This is a genomic window from Verruconatronum alginivorum (genome assembly GCF_056590205.1).
The window spans coordinates 4461197-4480618 of record NZ_JBWPVQ010000001.1 but is presented as its reverse complement, the minus strand read 5'-3'; the positions used below and the strand labels follow the sequence as shown (position 1 = coordinate 4480618).

The following is a 19422-nucleotide window of genomic DNA, read 5'->3' as shown; positions in this document are numbered from 1 at the left end:
CTCAGCCGACCGCACGTTTCAGCAACACTTCCCCGGACTCATCCGAAACTTGCACCTCTTCGAATCCGGGCAAGGCCACCCGAATCCGACAGTCTCCTTCCCGCCATTTCCCTTGCCAGACGACTTTCATCCCACTTCCTTCGCGGCGGACCGACACGGTCACATCGCCCCAGCGGGTCGGAGTCGGACCGAGACTCGCCGCTCCGCCATCTTCCGGTATCCACTTTTCCGGCACGCCGGAGAGCAACACAATTTCCTCCTTTTCCTCCCGCACGAAAAAATTCCGCACCGCGATCAACCAGTCGGCCGCCGCCCAGGCATGCTGGCCGTCCCCCATGCATCCGCCTTCGGTCCGGGGATGGATCGCCTCGGGCCATTGACCGGTGGGAGAGGCCGCCGTCGCGACGCTTTCAACCAACTCCAACGCCCGCTCCGCCCGGCCCGCCCGCAGATAAACTTGCGCCAGGTGCAGCGTCAGATAGGCGTTCAAGCCGGAATGGATCATGTCCTGGAAAAACGCTCCTTTCACGAAGCAGTTGGCATATAAAAAATCCGCTGTGGCAATCACCCGGGAATCGCCGGGTTTCCAGAGTTTCAACGGATAATCAACCACGATCGATCCGATCGCCCCGGCATCCATCCGACGATAGGGGGAAGCCGGAATCGAGCCGCGGTTGGCGTAGGAACGGGTCGCCGCGATCGTCGTTTCGATCGCTTCCATGAAGTCGTCCGCTTCCGTCCGAAACCCGTCCGCCGCCTTCGAATCGCCTTCCTCCTCCAACAACTCCGCCGCCGCCCGCAATCCGGCCACACCCCAGAAATCGTCCCAATAATAATAATCGTTCGGACCGAGATGCTCCGCGCTGAACCCGGCCGGCAGCAATCCGGCGTGTTTCTCGCCAGTCCCCGACGGCTCCCGTTTGCGACCGATCCACCGCGCCCCGGAGCGAATCGCTTTCAACCATTCCGGCTTCGGCTTACGCCCGGTGAGTCGGCAAAAGCGCCAGTAAATCCAAATCGCTTCCCCGTTCGAATCCCATTCCCCTTCCTGCGAACGGAAATACCCGGCCGCCGTCTGCCGGTGGGCGAACTGGTCCAACGCCCGTTCGGCCCGCGCGACGAAACCCGCCGTCAATAGCGCGTCGATCAAATACGCGGCGTCCCGGAACCAAAAGCGTTTGTAGGTGTAGGGCCCCGGATAAACGTCCAGCGGCGAATGGAGAACCAGGGTTCGCACCGCCGCGTCATAAAGAAACTGTATCCGTTCGTCGGCGACACGCATCCGACTGGAGGGCGCCAAGGTCTCCGTCCATCCCGGCACTTCCCGCAACGGGTAAGTGTGCCCCCGCTTCATCTCTTCGTCTCCGGCGAGGGGGATGGTCACGCTCAGGGCGGTTTCCCCAGACGCCTCCATCGGAAACAACGCCGCGACCGTCGCCATGCCGACGTCGCACTCGGACCGGTCCGTATCCGGACTTTCGAACAAATGGTTGGAAATATCTCCTTCGTGATACCGCGAAAACGCGATCCGCTCCGCCGGTCGGTCGAGCCAGACCTCCTGTTCCTTGTTTACCGTGATCTTCGACCGATCCTTCGAACAGGAGAGGTCGTAAATAAAACTGACTCCTTCCGGATTGTACGGACGGACCGCCACCGCCAACCACGCTTTCTCCGGGGCCGCTCCGGCCACCCGGATCCGGCAGCGCGGTTCCCCTTCCTCCCAGACCAGTTCCACTTCCTGCCGCAAGCCGAACCCAGCCTTTTCCGCGCCGCTGACCACCTTCACCGTCGGATCGAGAATCAGTTCCTGGTCCGCCTCCAACTGCCGAGCCGGAACGAGGGCCGGACCTTTCTCGGTGACGATCCAGACATCGACCGACCAGCCGTCGTAAAACGGGGTCACCAATCCCCGCGGATCGACGATTGGCATCGCCGGACAGTCGGGCAGACCGACGGCGGTCCAATTGCGGTGGGTCATGTTGATATGGGAAAAGGAAAACGCCCGCGGCACGAACGATTCGTCGGCCGGATCGAATTGACGGACCACCCAATACGGCCAGATCCAATCGAGGTTATGCTGGATGGCCCGGACGTTCATTAATCCTCGGGCATGAAAAATCATCCCGGCCCGAAGCAATTCCACCGGTTCCCCGACTTCGGAGGGCTGCGCGAACCGCTGCATCTGGGCTAAAATCGAAAGCGGATCCAAGAACCCATGCCGCCTGGCCAGTTTTTTAACGACAAACTTCCATGGAAACCACTTGTACCTCATAACCTAAGGACATTATCCCAGAAAAGCCGCAAGGATGCAAACCCAGCGTCCCATCATCGTCGAGTCCCCTGATCGCGACACACCCCACCATGCTGGCGCATGGCCCCCCTCTCAAGAGGGGAACTTTTTCACGCCGATCCCCTCTAGAGAGGGGGGGACCGCTCGCCAGAGCGGTGGGGTGTGTTCCCGTTCCGGGTACTATCGTCTATCGTCCTTTTCAGAGCTCGCATTTCCGTGCGCGTCGCCGGTATTCTCCGTCGCTCATGGTCCCTCTTTTCGACAACAACGTCCGCCGGAAGAAGCCGGTGCTCACCCTCGCCTTGATCCTGACGAACGTCGGAGTGTTCGGCTACCAGTTGTTTTTGCATCAACAAGGCCAACTCCTCCCGTTTATTCACCAATTCGGATTCATCCCGGCCAATCTCACGGATTCCCCCACCCCCGAAACCGCGGCGAGCGTCGTCACCTCGATGTTCCTCCATGGAAGTTTTCTCCATCTTCTCTTCAACATGTGGTTCCTCTGGCTGTTCGGAAACGTCGTGGAAGACCGCATCGGGTCGTTCCGTTACTTCCTGCTTTACCTGCTTTCAGGCTTGGGGGCCGCCTTCGCCCAATTCGCGGTCGGACCATTCTCGCCGATCCCAATGGTCGGGGCCAGCGGAGCGATCGCCGGAGTGCTCGGGGCCTACCTGATCTTTTTCCCCAAAGCGCTCATCTTTACGTTCGTCCCGATTTGGTTCGCCCCGATCATTCCAGTGCCGGCTTTCCTTTTCCTGATTGCTTGGTTCGCCCTGCAAATATGGCAGGGAATCGGGACAATGATGGCCGCCGACGCCGAGACCGGCGGAGTCGCCTGGTGGGCCCACTTCGGAGGTTTCGTCGCCGGATTCCTCATCAGCAAGCGGTGGAAAAAACGTCCGTCGAAGATTTAACAGGGTTGGCTTCGCCGAACCGCTACAGGCAAAAAAGCGGGGACGTCGCCGTCCCCGCTGATTCACCACATGAAATAGGTTGCCGATCGATTAGAACAGCACCCGCCAGGCACCGTAGAGAGTGACGGCCTCCTGATCGCCGAGGGCGGTGTTGTCCAACTCCGCAAGCTCAACCCCTACCATGAACTTGTTGGCGTCTCCCTTCACGTAATAATTGACCCCGCCGTAGAGGGCCTGGTAGCCGTCGCCCCGGAGATCGGCCACCCGACGCGAGTATCGACTGGGCGAACGAATCCCATTGCCCGCGTCGGAATCCATCCACTCGTAACGACCGACGAGTTGGACCTTCTCGGTGACGAAGTAAGAGGGAATGATGTACCATCCGTTCGTGGTGTCGCCACCGAAGGTGTTGGCGTGGAGATACTCGGCGCTCAATTCGAACGGACCGTAAGTCCAGGCCGCACTCAGAGCGAAGCCTTCCTCAAAACCGAAATTACCACCGGCGTCGTCGTTCAACAACACGTCGGCCCGAAGGCGCAGACCGTGATCCTCCGGCATCAGATGCCCGAGATCGAGACCGACGCTGCCGTTGTAGAGGTAACGGGCGTTGTTGGCCGGATTCATTCCGTCGCGGTTGGTGTAAACACCGGCCCCGTAACTGAAGGGAGCAATCTTGCCTTCCAACGACGCGCCAAGCATGTCATTGGAGATAATGGTATTGGTCAAATGCGAACGCTCGACCGTGAAGATGCTGGCCGAAGAAGTGGTCCGCTCCAACCCGAACGCCGGACGGTCGTAACCAACCTTCAGATACGCTTGCTCATGTTCCCGCCATTGGAGAAAAGCCGACCGCATGGTGAAGTCGGATCCCGGAACGAGGTTCATCTCCATTTGCGCCCGGACGTTTTGCAACAGCGTCGCTTGAGCGCCGAGACGGACCCGCCTCAACTCCAGAGTCGAGTACGATTCGCTGCCGGTATCGTCTTCGGCCCGGACGTATCCGAACTGAGTCTGGATGCGACCGCGGATGCGAAAGTCCTTAAAGTTCGTCCCCGCCGGAACGATCGAAGGCCGGGCCGGAGTCAGGATTTTCTCAGCCTGTTCCGCGGTGAGGTGCCCGTTCTCGACCAAGGCCTCGACGAGCTCCTTCTGTCCGAACGCCGCCGGGCTCAGGGATAAACAGATCGCGGCGCTTACCGCGATCCCGGTTTTTTTGCTTTGGATTAGGTTCATATATGGAATGAGTTTCTGGTGTGGCCCCCGGCAGTCCGTTCGTGGAACAAACCGAAGACTGAATAAGCTTTTACCCGATAAATGTCACAACTTCATGTCGGAATTGTCACGTATCCGAAAATTCAATTCGAATTCGCCGGTTTTTGCTCCGGCGGCTTGGCGGCGTGACGAATATCCTGGCCGCGCTGTATGTAAACAACTTCCTCGGCCACGTTGGTCGCATGGTCGCCGATCCGCTCCAGCGAACGAGCGACGAACAAGAGTTCGATGACAACCGGCGCCACACTGGAATCCTCCACGGTCCGCTTGGTCATTTTCCGACTAAACTGCTTGTGGATCTCATCGACCGCCGCGTCGGCCTGGCAAACGCCGAGGGCCTTCTCGACATCCCCTTCGAGGAGGGCCTCCACTGCCCGTTCCAGCATCGAATCCACCCGTTCGGCCATTTCGGCGATCTCCTCCGGGAGAGGCATCGACCGTTCGTGATGTGCCAGCTTCTGGACCCGCTTGGCAATATTGCTGGCCTCGTCACCCACCCGTTCGATTTCATGGCCGACGTTCATCGCCATCACCACCATGCGAAGTTCCTTCGCCACCGGTGCCCGCAGGGAAATATAGCGGATCGCCTCGGCGTCGACCTCCATTTCCAATCGGTCCAACTCGTCGTCCTCGGCCCGGATCCAGGCTGCCAACTGCGTATCCTGTTTTTCGAGGGCTTCGACCGACAGGCGGACCTGCTCGACCGCCTTGCGCGCCATCTGGGTGAGATGGTCGCGCATCACAAACAACTCCTGTTCAAAGAAACGTTTCATTCTGGTGTATTCGTTGGTGGGATCATCCGAACCGGCCGGCCACATACGCCTCGGTCTGTGGATCCGATGGATTCAGAAAAACTTTCTCGGTCTCATCATATTCGATTAATTTGCCGAGATAAAAGAAGGCGGTCCTGTCGGAAACCCGCGCCGCTTGCTGCATATTGTGGGTGACGATCACAATGGTGAAATCCTTCTTCAACTCATGGATCAACTCCTCCACTTTTCCAGTGGCGATCGGGTCGAGCGCCGAGCAGGGCTCATCCATCAAGAGGATCTCCGGTTGGTTCGCGATGGCCCGCGCGATGCACAACCGCTGCATTTGACCTCCGGAAAGACTGAAAGCGCTTTCGTGCAGTCGATCTTTCACCTCATCCCAGAGAGCCGCCCCGCGGAGACTCCGCTCCACGGCTTCATCCAGTTCGCCCTTCTTTTTGCGGCCGGCCACCCGGAGGCTGTAGATGATGTTTTCGTAAATCGACTTCGGAAACGGATTCGATTTCTGAAACACCATCCCGATCCGTTTCCGCAGCGAGATCACTTCAAGATAGGGATCGTAAATGCTGTCTCCATGGATCGTGATGTCCCCTTCGTGACGAATCCCATCGACGAGATCGTTCATCCGGTTGATGTTTCGCAACAGGGTCGATTTTCCGCAACCGGAGGGACCGATGAACGCCGTCACTTGACGCTCTGGAATGTCGAGGTTCAAGTCGAACAACACCTGGGTCGATCCGTACCAAAACCGGTAATCCTCGATCCGGATGTATGCCTGGTCGGCTTTCTCTGTCGGAGGCACGGCCCCGGGAGCGAATGCCGGGTGCCGTTCGCCCGAGCCGGTTTGTCGTTCTGTGATGGTTGAGTTGCTCATGAAACGTCCTTAAAATGTGGATGCGCGGTATTTCTTCCTGAGATGGTTGCGAATGAAAATGGCGGCGAGATTCAATAGAATCACCAACGAGATCAGCACCAGGGTGGTGGCGAAGACCATCGGTTTGGCCGCCTCCGAGTCGGGCGACTGAAAACCGAGGTCGTAGATATGGAACCCGAGGTGCATGAACTTCCGCTCCGGGTGGATGAACGGAAACATCGTGTCAAGGGGCAGGTTGGGCGCCAGAGCGACCACGCCGACCAACATCAACGGCGCGACTTCCCCCGCCCCCCGAGCCATCGCCAGAATCAAGCCGGTCAAAATCCCCGGGGCCGCCGCCGGCAAGACAAGATTCTGAATGGTCTGCCATTTCGAGGCCCCGCATGCCAACGATCCTTCCCGCACGCCCCGCGAGACCGCCGCCAGAGCTTCTTCCGTGGCGACGATCACCACCGGCACGGTCATCAGCGCCAGCGTCAGGGAAGCCCACATGATTCCGCCGGTCCCAAAGGTCGGCGTGTTGCTGGCCAACGCCTTCGGGAAAAAGAGCCGGTCGATCGTTCCGCCCATGAAGTAGACGAAGAATCCGAGTCCGAAAATTCCGAATACGATCGAGGGGACGCCCGCCAAGTTGTTGATCGCAATCCGGACCGATCGGACGAACGGGCCTTGCCGGGCGTATTCCCGCAGGTAGATTGCGGCCATCACTCCAAACGGAGTCACCGCGACGCTCATGATGAGCGTCATGACAAACGTTCCGAAGATCGCCGGAAAGATTCCTCCTTCCGTGTTCGCCTCCCGGGGGAACCCGCTCAGGAAATCCCAGATATGACTAAAGAAGAGGACGGTTTTCTGTCCGAGGTGAAGCTGGTTCGGGTAATAGAATCCGACCAAATGCCCGAGCGGCATGGTTCGCTCTTCTCCCGTCGCCAACCGAACAATCAATTGGTGCTCGTGCTGTCGGCTCCTGAGTCGTTGCGCCTCCGCCGCCAGCGGGTCGTATTCGGCCTGAAGAGCGGCGATCCGTTCCTCCAATCCCTCCAGCGCACGACGTTCCTCCTGAGTGAGCGCTCCCCGCCCTTCGTAAAAACGGCGCTCCAACTCAAGTTCCCGCATCTGCAAATTGATCCGACCGATCCGACGCCGCTCGATCCGTTCGATCGTCCGCCTCCGTTCATTTACCTCTCGCACCAGCGACCGCAACTTCCGCTCGAACTCCGGAGCGTCGGCGGCGACTTCGGTTTGATCTGCCAGGCGCAACTTCAACGGTCGGAAGATCGCATGTCCCCATTCCAGACGCTCCGCATGGATCAAGTCGGTCGGATAGGAGATCTCCTCAATGGCCCCGACATTGAAGTGGGCGAACGCCACCCCGTAGGCATCCCGATTGCCGAGAAACAACTGCATCTCGCGGCGGTCGCGGGGGTCGTCGCTCTCCCTCTGCTCGGGCGTCAGATCCCGGTCGTCTTTCGGCCCTTCGGCGACGATCACCCCCGCCACCGTCCGGCTGCCGCGGAACTCCCCGCCTTCTTCGAACTGAAGCAGTGCGACCGGCTTCGGCCAGAATACAGTGACACCGTTCACCAGGATCAGGGCCAGCAGGGCGAGGATCATCGCCAATCCGACCGCGAGCCCGACCGCGGTAAACCACACCATCACTTCGCCCTTCGGCGGAGCCGGACGGGGTTTCTTGGTCTTCGAATACATACGTTTTGTAGTTGAAAAATGGATCATCCCTGCACCGTCCGTCTTATTCCACAGCCCGGTATTTTTCCCGGAGGCGTTGACGCATGATTTCAGCGATGGTGTTCACCACAAAGGTCATGAGGAAGAGCACCATCGCCCCAAGAAAGAGCGTCCGGTAAAGCGTTCCGAGATATGGCGCTTCCGGCAACTCGACCGCGATGTTCGCCGACAAGGTCCGCATGCCGGTGAAGATGTTGAAATCGGTGACAGGAGTGTTCCCGGTCGCCATCACCACGATCATCGTTTCTCCGACCGCCCGTCCAAGCCCGATCATGGTCGCCGAAAAAATCCCGGCCGATGCGGTCGGCAACACAATCCGCATGGCGGTCTGCCACCTGGAGGCGCCAAGCGCCAGCGATCCCGATCGAAAGGCGGAAGGGACGTTCGCCATCGAGTCCTCGGCGATGGTGAAAATGATCGGAATCACCGCGAAGCCCATAACAAAGCCGACCACCGCCGCGTTCCGTTGCTCGAAGTTCAGGTTGGTGACCGTCGGAAACCAGAGGCGGAAGTCCGCTACCCGCCGACCGGTTTCCGGATCGGTCACCACGAAGAAGATCTCCTCCAGTCGGGCACCCAACCGCCATCCGATCCAGGCGAACAGGAGCATCACTGGAGCGACCAACAGGTATTCATGCCCCGGCTTGACTCCGTAGCGGATCTTCCCGGGCAAGAGATTCCAAACCGACCCAAGAAAAAAAGCTCCTACGACGATGCCGATGATCGCCACCAGGACCGACGGAATTTGATTGCTGACGATCGGGGCCAACCAAAGGGCGGCGAGAAACCCGAGGACGACCGATGGAAGCGAGGCCATGATCTCCATCGTCGGCTTGACGATCTTTTTCATCCGCGGATCGAGAAACTGCGAAGTGTAAACCGCCGCCAGCAAAGCAATCGGTAACGCGAACATCATCGCGTAGACCGTCCCCTTCAAAGTGCCAATGATCAGCGGCACCAGGGACAGCTTCCGCTCGAAATCGTCAGTTCCGCCGGTCGATTGCCAGACGAACTCCGGCCCCGATCGTCCTTCGTAATGAATCCGCCCGAAGTAAGTCTTCCAACTCGCCTGGGGATGTGGATCGCTCAATCGGTAATAGTGGAGGTTGTTTTCGGTATCCAGAAAGATCAGTCGATCGTAGCGCGGACCGATCAATCCTCGTTGGACCTCAAACGGAAGTTCCTCCTCCCACCGGATGTTCTCCGTGGTCATATAGCGAAGGGAAGCGAAATTCCCGAGACCGGCCATAAATGCTTTATTACGCATTCCCGCCGAATAAAAAGAGGCCGCGCCGGGCATTGGCGGGAACTCCTTGGTCTGCCCCCAGACCCGGCGTCCAGTCTCCGGATCGGGAAACAGACTGAACACCCGCATCGCTCCCGAAACGTGGGTGAAGACGACCGAAACATCACCAAGAACGAAATCCATGCTGGCAATACGGGCGTCGCGCAAATCCCCGAAAGGACGGAAAGTTTGCCGAAGGTAAAACTCACGGCGGTCATGAAAAATGTAATTCACATCTCCCTCCGTGGTAGCGACCAACATCGAATCGGCTTCGCCCCCGACCAAAACGAAACGCGGGTCGCCCAGCATGTATTCAGTTAAATCATACGAGTTGTCCACCCGGAGTTCCCCCAACCCCATCAAGGTGCGCCGCTGACTCAAGGTCACCACGTGCAATCCCGGAACACCTTCGATGCGCTGGATGGCGGCCGCGAGCTTCCGGGTTCCGGAATCCCCGTAAGCCAGATCGACGATCGGATAACCGGCCCGGCCGATGTTCATCCAGGGAATCGGCGACAACGACGCCACCACCTCGCGCCCGCCCCGGTCGGGAAAGGAGGGACGGTAGCTCAAACGAACCGCCGAAAATCGTCCGTCGGTGGTGCCATAAAGGATGTCGCCGGAGCGCTCGCTGTAGCGGACCACCGAAAACTCGGCATCGGCCGGCCGGTCGAACGGCAACTCAAACCATCCCCGGTTGTGCTCGCCGCCGATGTCCACCGTATCGAACAGGCGCACGCGGCCGTCGGCGGTCACGAAGAACGGTAATTCCCCCCATTCGTCGCTGCCCATTTCCACGATATCGATTTCGCCCAGGGCGAATGTCCGGTCCTCCGCGACCTCGGCGCCCCGGAAGAGCGGAAGGATCTGCAGGAGAATGAAAACAAAAATGGCGCAAACCGCGCCGATCACCGCCAGTCCCCCGATCTTGATGAACTGGTTCATAAAGCGGTCGAAGAACAAAGTCGGTCTCGCCACCTGAAAGCGCTCCGGAACAGCCGGGCGGGTTCGCGTTTGGACGGGTTTTGGCGGGTTATGTGTGGTGGTGCTCATGAATCCTGTTGGTCCGGGAAGCTTAATGAGGAATTGTCACAACCGGATGACGGTTTTGTCACAATCGGGAAAAAGTTGGGAACCGCGGATAACGCGAATGACCGCAGATAGGGAAAAGACGTTTTGAGGGTCCACTGGGAGAGCCGGATTGACTCCGCCGCCCGACAGCAAAACGGGGACGCCTAATGACGTCCCCGTTGGCAAATCCAGTTTGATGGGTCAAATCAACGGAGGGAATTCACGGTCTCCTCGGCCACGGCGGCGGGAACCGGGAAAAATCCGTCGCGGGCCACGATTTCCTGGCCTTGGCGGGAATTGATGAAGCGGATGAACTCGAAGGTCAGGCGGTCCATCGACTGGCGGGGATTCTTGTTCACGTAAACGAACAGGAAGCGGGCCAACGGATAGTCGCCGGAGATGCAGGTTTCCGGGGTCGGTGCGACGAATTCGCCACCTTCTTCCGCGGCGATCGGAATCGCCCGGACTCCGGAGGTTGCATATCCGATTCCCGAATACCCGATGCCGAAACGGTCGGCGGTCACCGATTGCACCACGGTGGAAGAACCGGGCTGTTCCTGGTAACGGTTTCCATCGAAGTCACCGCCGCCGAGGGCGATGCTCTTGAAGAGACCGTAAGTCCCGCTCACGCTGTTGCGGCCGTAGAGCGAGATCGGGCGGTTCCGCCAATCCCCCGAGAGACCGAGTTGCCCCCAATTCAGAATGGGGGCCGGCGCGCCGAGGCGGCGGGTGCTGGAGAATACCGCGTCGACTTGCGGCAACGTCATCCCTTCGATCGGATTGTCACGATTGACGAATACGGCGAGGGCGTCGATCCCGACGCGGACTTCGGTCGGCTTGTAGCCGTAACGGGCTTCGAACCGATCCTTTTCGGTGCCGGTCATCGGGCGGCTCATCGGGCCGATTTGGGCGGTCCCATCAATCAAGGCCGCGGGAGCCGTTCCCGAGCCCGCGCCCTGGACCTGGATGTTTACATTCGGGTAGATTTCCCGGAACGCTTCGCCCCACAGGAGCATCAAGTTGTTCAGGGTGTCGGAACCAATCGAGTTCAGGTTTCCGGAGATCCCGGAGACCGGAGTATATTCCGGCAGTTCGGGATCGACTCTCAGCTGGGCGGACACGAAGGAAGCGGTCGTCAACAGAGCGATTCCCGCGAATTTGAGTGCTTGTTTCATAATGTCTGGTTCTTGGTTTTCTTCCGAGCCTTTCGTCAGGCTCACCTCCAGACTAGCCTCCCAATGTCACAACCGGATGACTTCTCCGAAACAAAGGGGTAAATTCGCGCGATTGATCCGCCGATTTTCCGCCCGGCGTGATTCGGTCACCGCACCAGCAGAATGACGATGAATGGAATCACGAAATAAACGCCACCGATGATCCCCAAGGGAATGATCCGTTTGCGGGTCGACCGGGCGGCGACAAATTCGGCGATCGTCAACGGAATCTGACGGATCGGGGGAATGCTCCAGATCAACAGAATCCCAAGCAGGTTGAACAACACGTGGGCGAAAGCGACGGTGATCGCGGTCGGATTAGCCGTCGCGAGAGCGGCCAACATCGCGGTGATGGTGGTGCCGACGTTCGCCCCGAGGTTGAACGGATAAACCTGGATCAACTTCAAAATCCCCGCCCCGGCCAGCGGGACCACCAACGCGGTCGGGATAGAGCTGCTCTGCACCGCGATGGTCAGGAAAAAACCGAACGCCATCGCCCGGCGCCAGTTGAGGAACAAATACCGGTCGAAGAACGCTTCCAATCGCCGAAGGACCAGGCTCCGGAGCAACTTCACGATGGCGATCAACATCGCGAAAGTCAGCGCCACCGTAACGATCAGCAGGAGGATTGCATTGTTGAACAGAACGAACAGCAACAGCTTGATGGCCGGTTCCGTGGCCGCCTTAAGGGGATTGCTGATCCGCATCCCCCCCATGTTCTGGAAAAGATCGCTGAGCACGGTCGCCCCCTGAGTGACGACGCCGGTCGCCATTTCCAACGGAAACAGGATCCCCACCGCGATCAGGTTGAAGGTCATGTGCAACATCGCCGCGCCGAAAGCCGGCTGGAATTCGTTCGGCCGGTTGATGTGGCCGAGCGAGATCAACATCGCGGTCAAAGTCGTTCCGATGTTGGCGCCCATGATCATCGGGATCGCTCCTTCCAGGGAAATCGCTCCGCCCGCCACCATCCCGACGATGATCGAAGTCGAGGTCGAGGAACTCTGCACCAGCGAGGTGGCCAAAATGCCGAGGAACAACCCGGTGACCGGATTCGCGGTGGTTGCCAGCACCCGCTCGGCGAATTCCTTGCCGAACAGCTTAAAGGCCTCGCCCATGCCACTCACTCCGACGATGAAGAGGTAAAGGCAGAGGAAAATCCCCAAAATTTTGAGAACAAGAGCGGCTGGTTTTGGTAGGTCGCTGAATGGCATCGAAAAAAGGTGCGAAAAACTATTCTCCCGCCGGACCGTCCGCCTGGCAAATCACCGGGCATGAAACCACCCCGGTCCGGCAAGCTTCACCACCGGGTCCGAAGCCCCCGGTCCCATGCACCCATTCCGATTCGCATGACCTTAGAAAATCCATCAAGGAACCATGTTCCGAGGCCCGAATCGAATCGCAAGCCTTCATTTTGCCGTTGGCTCCTGCTTCGACCCCCCGCGTCGTGTCATTACGAGGAGGCTCCGCCGACGAAGCAATCCACGAAACAGCGACCCGCGGCCCCTTTCCCGGAACGTGGATTGCCGCGTCAGTCGTTCCTCGGGCGAATCCCCGAAAACTCGCCAGGGCCAGATGCTCTTCCCGGAACGTGGATTGCCGCGTCAGTCGTTCCTCCTTCCTCGCAATGACAGACGGTGTCTGTTTTTCCCACCACTTTCAATCGCGCCCTGCCCAGCCCCGAAGGGGCGGAATCCTACAGCCCAGGGCAACGCCCTGGGTCCAGGACCATCTGAAAACGAAGCCCTGAAAGGGCGACATCTCCCGACCGGCGCGATTCATCCTTCTTCGTCTGACCGTTCCGCAGATCCCCAGCCCCAAAGGGGCGACATCCTACAGCCCAGGGCAACGCCCTGGGTTCAGGCAACATCCACAAAGCCAGCCCTGAAAGGGCGACATCCCCCCTCGACCGACCCCCTCGCCCCTGCCTCCCCGGACTCAACCCGCCGACTCTTCCGCCACCGGCAGTGTGAAACAGATGCAGGTGCCGCGGCCGGGGGAACTATTGGCCCAAACCCGGCCTCCGTGCAATTGCACGATATGTTTCACAATGCTCAGACCGAGGCCCGTACCGCCGCTTTCGCGGGAACGCCCTTTGTCGACTCGATAAAATCGCTCGAAGATGTGCGGTAAATCCTTCGCCGAAATCCCCACCCCGTTGTCCCGCACCCAGACCTTCACGAAGTCACCTTCGCGACACGACCCGGCTTCGATCTCGGCTTCCCCTCCGGAATACTTAATGGCGTTTTCCAACAGGTTTCCCAAAACCTGGGCGATCCGTAGCGGATCCGCCCGCACCGCCACCGGCTCCGCCTCGATTTTCAACGAAAAACGGCCGGGGGCGCCATTCTCCCCGGTCCGGAAATTCTCGACGATTTCTTCGATCAGGCCGCCGAGATCGATCGTCTCTTTCCGCAACCGCGGATTTCCGCTTTCCAACCGGGAAAGAGCCAAAAGGTCCTCCACCAGCCGTTCGAGACGCGTGGTATGCTTGTCGATGATTCCCAGGAACCGCCGCCGATCTTCTTCCGGGATCTCCGCTTCCGGGTCGGCGAGCGTTTCCACATAACCTTTGATCAGGCTCAACGGGGTGCGCAGTTCATGGGAGACGTTCGCCACAAACTCCTTTCGGACCGACTCCAACAAACGCAAACGGGTGATGTCGTGCAACACCACCAACGTCGCATCGGCGGTCTCCGCCCCGAATCCCGGGATTCGCGACGCACTCGCCTCCGTCCATACCGTCCCCCCGACCGCCGAAAATTCGATCTCCCTCCGCCCGGGGGTTTTTCCTTCCCGGACTTCCCCGATCTGCTCGTTGAAGGCGCTGTTGCGGAAAACCATCCGAATCCCTTCGTCCCCTTCCTCGCCGCCCGGAAAGAGGCGCCGGAATGCTTCGTTGGCCAACAAGACCCGGTCGTGGTCGTCGACGATCAGCACCGCTTCCTGCATGTTGCTCAACGTCGCTTTCAACCGTTCCACTTGTCCGGCGCGGTCGGCCTCCAACCGCTTTTTTTCCTCCAAAATTTCGTTGGCGGAATCGATCAGACGACGCCAGGAGGCCTTCCGGTACAATCCATCGGCGGTGTCGCGGAGGAATCCGTGCCCTTCCCGCAACGATTGGGCAAGCCCATCAATGATACGGTTCTCGTTTCGGATCCGCCAAAGCGCCCAAACCAGCCCGGCCGCCAGCGGCACGATCAACAGCCACGGACTCATCGTTCGCCCGCGATCCGATAGCCGACGCCACGGATGGTCTCGATCAATTCCGCCGCCTTGCCCAGTTTTTCCCGCAAACGCATCACGTGGGTGTCGACCGTCCTGGTCTCGATTTCTTCATCGTAGTTCCAGACGTTGACCAACAACTGCTCCCGGCTCTGCACCCGGCCCCGCCGTTCCATCAAGAGGGCCAAAAGCTTGAACTCGGTCGGGGTCAACTCCACCGGTTTTCCGTCGACGGTTACTTCGTGGCGTTCTTCATCCAAAGATAATATCCCGATCCGAAACCGACGGCTCTCCTCCTCCGGCTTGGACTCCCGACGGCGCAGCAAACCTTGCACCCGCAGGGTCAACTCACGGGGACTGAATGGCTTGCAAACATAATCGTCCGCGCCGATCTCGAATCCTTTCACCCGGTCTTCCTCTTCGGCCCGGGCGGTCAAGAGAATGATCGGCACGTGGGCGAAGGCGGGATCCGCCTTGAACAAACGGCAAATCTGCAATCCGTCGATCCCGGGCATCATCACGTCCACGATCATCAGGTCGGGCGAAAACCGCCGGCTGACTTCCAGGATCCGGTTCGGGTCGCTCAAGGTCTCGACGTTCCACCGCTTGGCCCGCAGGTGATACGCGACCAATTCGGTCACATCCTTTTCGTCATCGACGATCAAAATTTTCGGCGTCGGTTCGCTCATCACTTTAAATCCACCTCCTTTATATCCGCCCCATGTCACGGATTCGTCACAATTCTGTGCCATCTCCGCAGCAATTTGGCGAGAAGGATCCCGAAACTTTCCAAGAACCCTCCCGGTTTGACGTTGTCAAAACCGGCGAAAACCGAACCATTCCACCCGTCGAATCCAACCGAACCACCCATGTTCCCATCCACCGCAACCGATCAAGCCCCGGCCTCGCCCCGCCGCCCACCGTTTCCGTTTCCGCATCACGTCCTCCTCCTCCTGGCGTTTGTTTTCGTCTCCGCCGCCTGCACCACCTCCCGGGAAGCCTCCCGGATCGATACGACGGCGGTCACCTTCGCCACCCCCATGACCGTCCTGAACCCGGCCGAGTTGGCGATTGTCCGCGATCGAATCGACTCCGGCGCCGCCCCCCAAAACGTCGCCTACCGCCGGATGTTGCGCGAAGCCGACGCCGCCCTCGAATTCACCCCAGCTCCTCCCGTCCGCCTTCACGTGATGGGAGGTTACCAGGTCGGTTCCAACCTCAACGAGGTCCGCGATTTGATGGAGCGCGAAGCCAACGCCGCCTATGTGACCGCCCTCGCCTGGCTTTACTCCGGTGACGAACGCTATGCCGCGAAATCAACCGAAATCCTCCGCGCCTGGACCGACGCCGGCACCCGCTTCACCGGCATGGACCGCGGCCTCCAACTCGGTTCCTGGTTCAACCGGATGCTCTACGCCGCCGACCTGTTGAAATCCTCCGAATCGTGGCAAACAAGCCACGCCGCCGTGTTTGAATCCTGGTGGCGCCGGGAAGTCCTCCCCCATGTCGTCCGCGTCGCCACTACCCGGCGCAACAACTGGCAGGAGGCGGGGGTTCTCGGCGTCCTCACCGCCGCCGTGGTCTTCGAGGATCCCGACCTCCTCGCCCTCGGTCTGACCGAGCTCGACCGTTATTTCCTCCCTCGAAACGGCCTGATTCACCGGGGCGCGGACTGGAAGTTCGCGGTGATGGACGAGACCATTTATCTTCCCCGCGAAGTGAAGCGCCGAGGCGGCGAGCGGGGGGTCACTTACACCGCTTACAGCCTGACCTCGCTGGTACAAGCCATGGAAATCGCCCGCTACGCCGGTTTCGACTGGTGGGATCGCGAAGCGCCCAACGGAGCCACCCTCCTCGGTGTGGTCGACACCTACTACCGTTGGAACGTCCTCGCCGAACCATTCCCCTGGCACAACTCTCCTCGGCAAACCGATCTCCGGCAAAACCCATTCGAGATCATCCACAACCATTTCCCCGGCCGAATCGCCGGGCTCGACGAATGGCTCGACCACAACCGCCCCGTCAACGGTCGGCAAGGCGATCCCTACGTCACTCTCAACCGAGGGAACATTTCCTCGCGGAACTGATCCTTTATCAACCTAATCATCATTCGAAAATCGACATTCCGCGGTTTTTCCGCACGATTCGCACCCACCATGAAGACTGCCATTATCACAGCCATTGCCTTGCTCATTCTCGGATCCGCCGGATTCTACGGCTACGTCCAGGTCGAAAACCGGCGCCAAGCGGACCTCGATGCCGCCCGCGCCGCGGAATTGGCGGCCCATGAAGAACAACAGCGGGAAGCGTTGCTCCGGGCCGAGCGCGAAGCCGAAGCGGCCCGCTTGGCGGCGGAACGCGCGGCGCGCGCCAAGGAAGAAGCCGCCCGGCAATTGGCCACCGAAAAAGAACGAACCCTCGCCGAACAACGGGCGCGGGAAGAAGCCGAGCGGGAAGCCGAACTCGCCCGCATTCGCCATGAAGAATATCTCCGGCGCCAGGCCGAATTGCAGGCGGAATTGGAAGCCCAGAAAAAGCAGCTCGCCGCGACCCATCAACAACAGAACGCCGAGCTTGAATCTAAATTGACCGCCGCCCTGGCTTCGCTCCAACGCGAGGCCGAAGCCCGCACCCTCGCCGAACGGGAAGCCGAGGAACGACGCATTCGCCTCGCCCACGCCCTCGAACAACAACGCATCCTCGAAGCCCAACAACTCGAACAGGCGAACCTCGACCAGCAGATCCGCGTCATCCAACTCCACTCCCATACATCCGCCCCTTACGAATACCGCCGACGCCAGCACCTCCGACTACAGGATCTCCGCGAACGCTCCACCCGGGCCGCCGAAACGGAATCCTCCAGCAACGGTTCGTCAGCCAACGGATCCACCTCCCGTTAATCGGTTTCCGAAAGGCGCCGGGGAACCCTCCCCGGTGCCCGCGCCCCCTATCAGCTATCGTCTATCGTCTATGCGCGCCGCGCGCAACGCGCCCCAAAGCTCCCTTTCCCGCGGAGTCAGCCGGGTAGGGATACGGATCCGCGCCACCGCATAGAGATCCCCCCGGGCGCCTCCCGCCCGGGGCATTCCCAGGTGACGAAGCCGAAATTGCTTTCCCGACGAAGTCCCCGCCGGAATCCGGAGCGAAACCTTGCCGGATGGCGCCGGGATTTCGACCGCGGTCCCGAGCACCGCATCCCAGGGATCCAGCGCCAGGTCGTAATAAAGATCGTCGCCTTCGACCCGAAAAAACGGGTCCTCACTCAACCGAACCCGTAGATACAAATCACCGGAGGCCACGCCCGGCCCGCTCCCCGCCTCCCCCTTCCCCGCCAAACGGATTCGTTGCCCTTGCCGCACGCCCGGCGGTATCTTCACCTGATAGGTTTCGATTCGGCCGCCATTCCCGCCCGTGACGCCCCGGTCGACGCTAACCTGCCGGGTCGAACCACGGATCGCCTCCTCCAGCGTCACCAAAATATCCGCTTCAAGATCGCTCCCCCTCACCGGACCGGTCCGACGACGTCCGCCCATTCCCGTTCCGCTCTCGCCAAACGGCACTCCACCGCCAAACGGGTCCGTTCCCATCCGCCTCGAGCCGAAAAACACTTCAAAGAAGTCGCTGAAACCGGTTCCTCCGACCCCAAAACCGCCCCGCGTGCCTCCACCTGGACGACCGCTCGACCCGCGGGGCGGACGGAACTCTCTCTCCGGATCGAATCCGGAGCCCATGGAATCATATTTCTTTCGTTTCGCCGGATCCTTCAGCACTTCATACGCTTCGTTGATCTCCTTGAAACGCTCCTCGGTTCCAGGCTTTCCCCCGGACACATCCGGATGATATTTCCGCGCCAGCTTCCGGTAGGCCTGCTTGATCTCGTCCTGCCCGGCGGTCCGGGGAATCCCGAGGATTTGATAGTAGTCCTTGAATTCGATGCTCATGAGCGACTGGTCTTTCTCCTGAAAGTCCCGTTACAAAATTAGTCCGGAACGTTTCTCTGGCAAGAGCCGACCAAGCATGCAATCGGCACGCCGCACCGGTCGGCCAACACGCATTCTGCAATACCGTGAAACAGACATTCCTGTCTGTTAAAAAAAACAGGTAGGAATACCTGTCCCACACCGTGACACCGACATTCCTATCTTTGATTTGCCATTGAATCGGAACGGATTCTGCTACCGCCACTCGCATGGCAAAACCTGATCTCTCCTCACACGTCTCAACCGTCCGTCCCACGGCCGCTTGGCCCAGGAACGCTTTCCTGCTGGCCCTCGCGGCTACGCTTGTCCTCGGCTTCGGCCGGGCACCGGCCTCCGCCACCGAAAACGTCGACGAAAAACAACGTCTCAGGATCGTTTTCGAAATCAGCAGTCCCACCGATGTTGCTTACGACCTGTTCCTGACCAATGTCGAAGGCGTCCAACGAAACTTCGCGAACCTCGCCGACATCGCGGTCATCGCCTCGGCCGATGGCGTCCGCTTGCTCAAGAGCGCGGAAAACCCGTTCGATCAGCGCCTTAGCCGCTTGGCCGACCGCGGAATCGACTTTATGGTTTGCAGCCGCAGCCTCGAACAACACGGTCTCGCCCCCTCCTCCCTGCTCGGATTCACCCGGACCATTCGCTCCGGCACCGAAGAAATTCAACGCTTGGAAGCCCACGGCTGGGCCTCCGTGCGGGACGGTGAGACTTACGTTAGCGATTTTTAAAACCCTCTCGGAACCTCGCAGGTCCGGGAGCCGGCCAACAACAGGAGACACGA

15 protein-coding genes are annotated in these 19422 nt (G+C 59.8%); 4 read left to right on the top strand and 11 right to left on the bottom strand.

What is annotated here, in order from left to right; genetic code table 11:
* Window position 1: 1 nt before the first annotated feature.
* Window positions 2-2182 (bottom strand): glycoside hydrolase family 15 protein, encoded by a 2181-nt coding sequence (locus ACWUI2_RS16080; protein ID WP_486983865.1) that lies wholly within the window; start codon window positions 2180-2182, stop codon window positions 2-4.
* A gap of 353 nt (window positions 2183-2535) precedes the next feature.
* Here ACWUI2_RS16080 and ACWUI2_RS16075 point away from each other — a divergent pair, with 353 nt between their 5' ends.
* Entirely contained in the window at window positions 2536-3204 is a 669-nt protein-coding gene (locus tag ACWUI2_RS16075; RefSeq protein ID WP_486983864.1) for a rhomboid family intramembrane serine protease, read from the top strand.
* A gap of 90 nt (window positions 3205-3294) precedes the next feature.
* On the opposite strand, the gene ACWUI2_RS16070 is transcribed toward ACWUI2_RS16075, so the two are convergent.
* The 9 genes from ACWUI2_RS16070 to ACWUI2_RS16030 all read right to left on the bottom strand — a co-directional run bounded on the left by ACWUI2_RS16070 (window position 3295) and on the right by ACWUI2_RS16030 (window position 15350).
* Entirely contained in the window at window positions 3295-4437 is a 1143-nt protein-coding gene (locus ACWUI2_RS16070; RefSeq protein WP_486983863.1) for a porin, read from the bottom strand.
* A 122-nt stretch (window positions 4438-4559) separates the two neighbouring features.
* On the bottom strand, window positions 4560-5249 hold the full coding sequence (gene phoU, locus ACWUI2_RS16065) for a phosphate signaling complex protein PhoU (protein WP_486983862.1): 690 nt from the start codon (window positions 5247-5249) through the stop codon (window positions 4560-4562).
* A 22-nt stretch (window positions 5250-5271) separates the two neighbouring features.
* Entirely contained in the window at window positions 5272-6120 is an 849-nt protein-coding gene (pstB, locus tag ACWUI2_RS16060) for a phosphate ABC transporter ATP-binding protein PstB (RefSeq protein ID WP_486983861.1), read from the bottom strand.
* Between the two features lie 9 nt (window positions 6121-6129).
* Window positions 6130-7827, bottom strand: coding sequence for a phosphate ABC transporter permease PstA (gene pstA / locus ACWUI2_RS16055; RefSeq protein ID WP_486983860.1), 1698 nt, complete (start codon window positions 7825-7827; stop codon window positions 6130-6132).
* A 43-nt stretch (window positions 7828-7870) separates the two neighbouring features.
* Window positions 7871-10096, bottom strand: a complete 2226-nt coding sequence (locus ACWUI2_RS16050; RefSeq protein ID WP_486983859.1) for an ABC transporter permease subunit — start codon at window positions 10094-10096, stop codon at window positions 7871-7873.
* A gap of 332 nt (window positions 10097-10428) precedes the next feature.
* Entirely contained in the window at window positions 10429-11397 is a 969-nt protein-coding gene (locus ACWUI2_RS16045) for a PstS family phosphate ABC transporter substrate-binding protein (RefSeq protein WP_486983858.1), read from the bottom strand.
* A gap of 146 nt (window positions 11398-11543) precedes the next feature.
* Complete coding sequence (locus ACWUI2_RS16040) at window positions 11544-12650, bottom strand: Na/Pi symporter (protein WP_486983857.1); 1107 nt, start codon at window positions 12648-12650, stop codon at window positions 11544-11546.
* A 724-nt stretch (window positions 12651-13374) separates the two neighbouring features.
* The gene (locus tag ACWUI2_RS16035; RefSeq protein WP_486983856.1) at window positions 13375-14655 is read right to left on the bottom strand and encodes a sensor histidine kinase; all 1281 of its coding nucleotides are present in this window, start codon (window positions 14653-14655) and stop codon (window positions 13375-13377) included.
* Window positions 14652-15350, bottom strand: a complete 699-nt coding sequence (locus ACWUI2_RS16030) for a winged helix-turn-helix domain-containing protein (protein ID WP_486983855.1) — start codon at window positions 15348-15350, stop codon at window positions 14652-14654. The genes ACWUI2_RS16035 and ACWUI2_RS16030 overlap by 4 nt, the downstream gene beginning before the upstream one ends.
* A gap of 180 nt (window positions 15351-15530) precedes the next feature.
* Between ACWUI2_RS16030 and ACWUI2_RS16025 the strand changes: the two genes are divergently transcribed.
* Window positions 15531-16748 carry an alginate lyase family protein gene (locus ACWUI2_RS16025; RefSeq protein ID WP_486983854.1) on the top strand — a complete coding sequence of 406 codons (1218 nt, stop codon included), beginning with the start codon at window positions 15531-15533 and terminating at the stop codon, window positions 16746-16748.
* A 69-nt stretch (window positions 16749-16817) separates the two neighbouring features.
* A complete protein-coding gene (locus ACWUI2_RS16020; RefSeq protein WP_486983853.1) occupies window positions 16818-17561 on the top strand; it encodes a hypothetical protein in 744 nt (247 codons plus the stop codon).
* A gap of 54 nt (window positions 17562-17615) precedes the next feature.
* Here ACWUI2_RS16020 and ACWUI2_RS16015 read toward each other — a convergent pair whose 3' ends face one another.
* Window positions 17616-18602: a DnaJ C-terminal domain-containing protein gene (locus tag ACWUI2_RS16015; RefSeq protein ID WP_486983852.1), complete on the bottom strand. Its 987-nt coding sequence runs from the start codon at window positions 18600-18602 to the stop codon at window positions 17616-17618.
* 248 nt (window positions 18603-18850) lie between these two features.
* Here ACWUI2_RS16015 and ACWUI2_RS16010 point away from each other — a divergent pair, with 248 nt between their 5' ends.
* Entirely contained in the window at window positions 18851-19369 is a 519-nt protein-coding gene (locus ACWUI2_RS16010) for a DsrE family protein (RefSeq protein WP_486983851.1), read from the top strand.
* The last annotated feature ends 53 nt before the right edge of the window (window positions 19370-19422 follow it).

Coding starts and splice junctions, on each gene's coding strand:
- ACWUI2_RS16080 (WP_486983865.1), bottom strand. CDS start 2,182: ATGCAGCGGTTCGCGCAGCCCTCCGAAGTCGGGGAACCGGTGGAATTG.
- ACWUI2_RS16050 (WP_486983859.1), bottom strand. CDS start 10,096: ATGAACCAGTTCATCAAGATCGGGGGACTGGCGGTGATCGGCGCGGTT.
- ACWUI2_RS16010 (WP_486983851.1), top strand. CDS start 18,851: ATGGCAAAACCTGATCTCTCCTCACACGTCTCAACCGTCCGTCCCACG.
- ACWUI2_RS16035 (WP_486983856.1), bottom strand. CDS start 14,655: ATGAGTCCGTGGCTGTTGATCGTGCCGCTGGCGGCCGGGCTGGTTTGG.
- phoU (WP_486983862.1), bottom strand. CDS start 5,249: ATGAAACGTTTCTTTGAACAGGAGTTGTTTGTGATGCGCGACCATCTC.
- pstA (WP_486983860.1), bottom strand. CDS start 7,827: ATGTATTCGAAGACCAAGAAACCCCGTCCGGCTCCGCCGAAGGGCGAA.
- ACWUI2_RS16020 (WP_486983853.1), top strand. CDS start 16,818: ATGAAGACTGCCATTATCACAGCCATTGCCTTGCTCATTCTCGGATCC.
- ACWUI2_RS16070 (WP_486983863.1), bottom strand. CDS start 4,437: ATGAACCTAATCCAAAGCAAAAAAACCGGGATCGCGGTAAGCGCCGCG.
- ACWUI2_RS16030 (WP_486983855.1), bottom strand. CDS start 15,350: ATGAGCGAACCGACGCCGAAAATTTTGATCGTCGATGACGAAAAGGAT.
- ACWUI2_RS16045 (WP_486983858.1), bottom strand. CDS start 11,397: ATGAAACAAGCACTCAAATTCGCGGGAATCGCTCTGTTGACGACCGCT.
- ACWUI2_RS16040 (WP_486983857.1), bottom strand. CDS start 12,650: ATGCCATTCAGCGACCTACCAAAACCAGCCGCTCTTGTTCTCAAAATT.
- ACWUI2_RS16075 (WP_486983864.1), top strand. CDS start 2,536: ATGGTCCCTCTTTTCGACAACAACGTCCGCCGGAAGAAGCCGGTGCTC.
- ACWUI2_RS16025 (WP_486983854.1), top strand. CDS start 15,531: ATGTTCCCATCCACCGCAACCGATCAAGCCCCGGCCTCGCCCCGCCGC.
- ACWUI2_RS16015 (WP_486983852.1), bottom strand. CDS start 18,602: ATGAGCATCGAATTCAAGGACTACTATCAAATCCTCGGGATTCCCCGG.
- pstB (WP_486983861.1), bottom strand. CDS start 6,120: ATGAGCAACTCAACCATCACAGAACGACAAACCGGCTCGGGCGAACGG.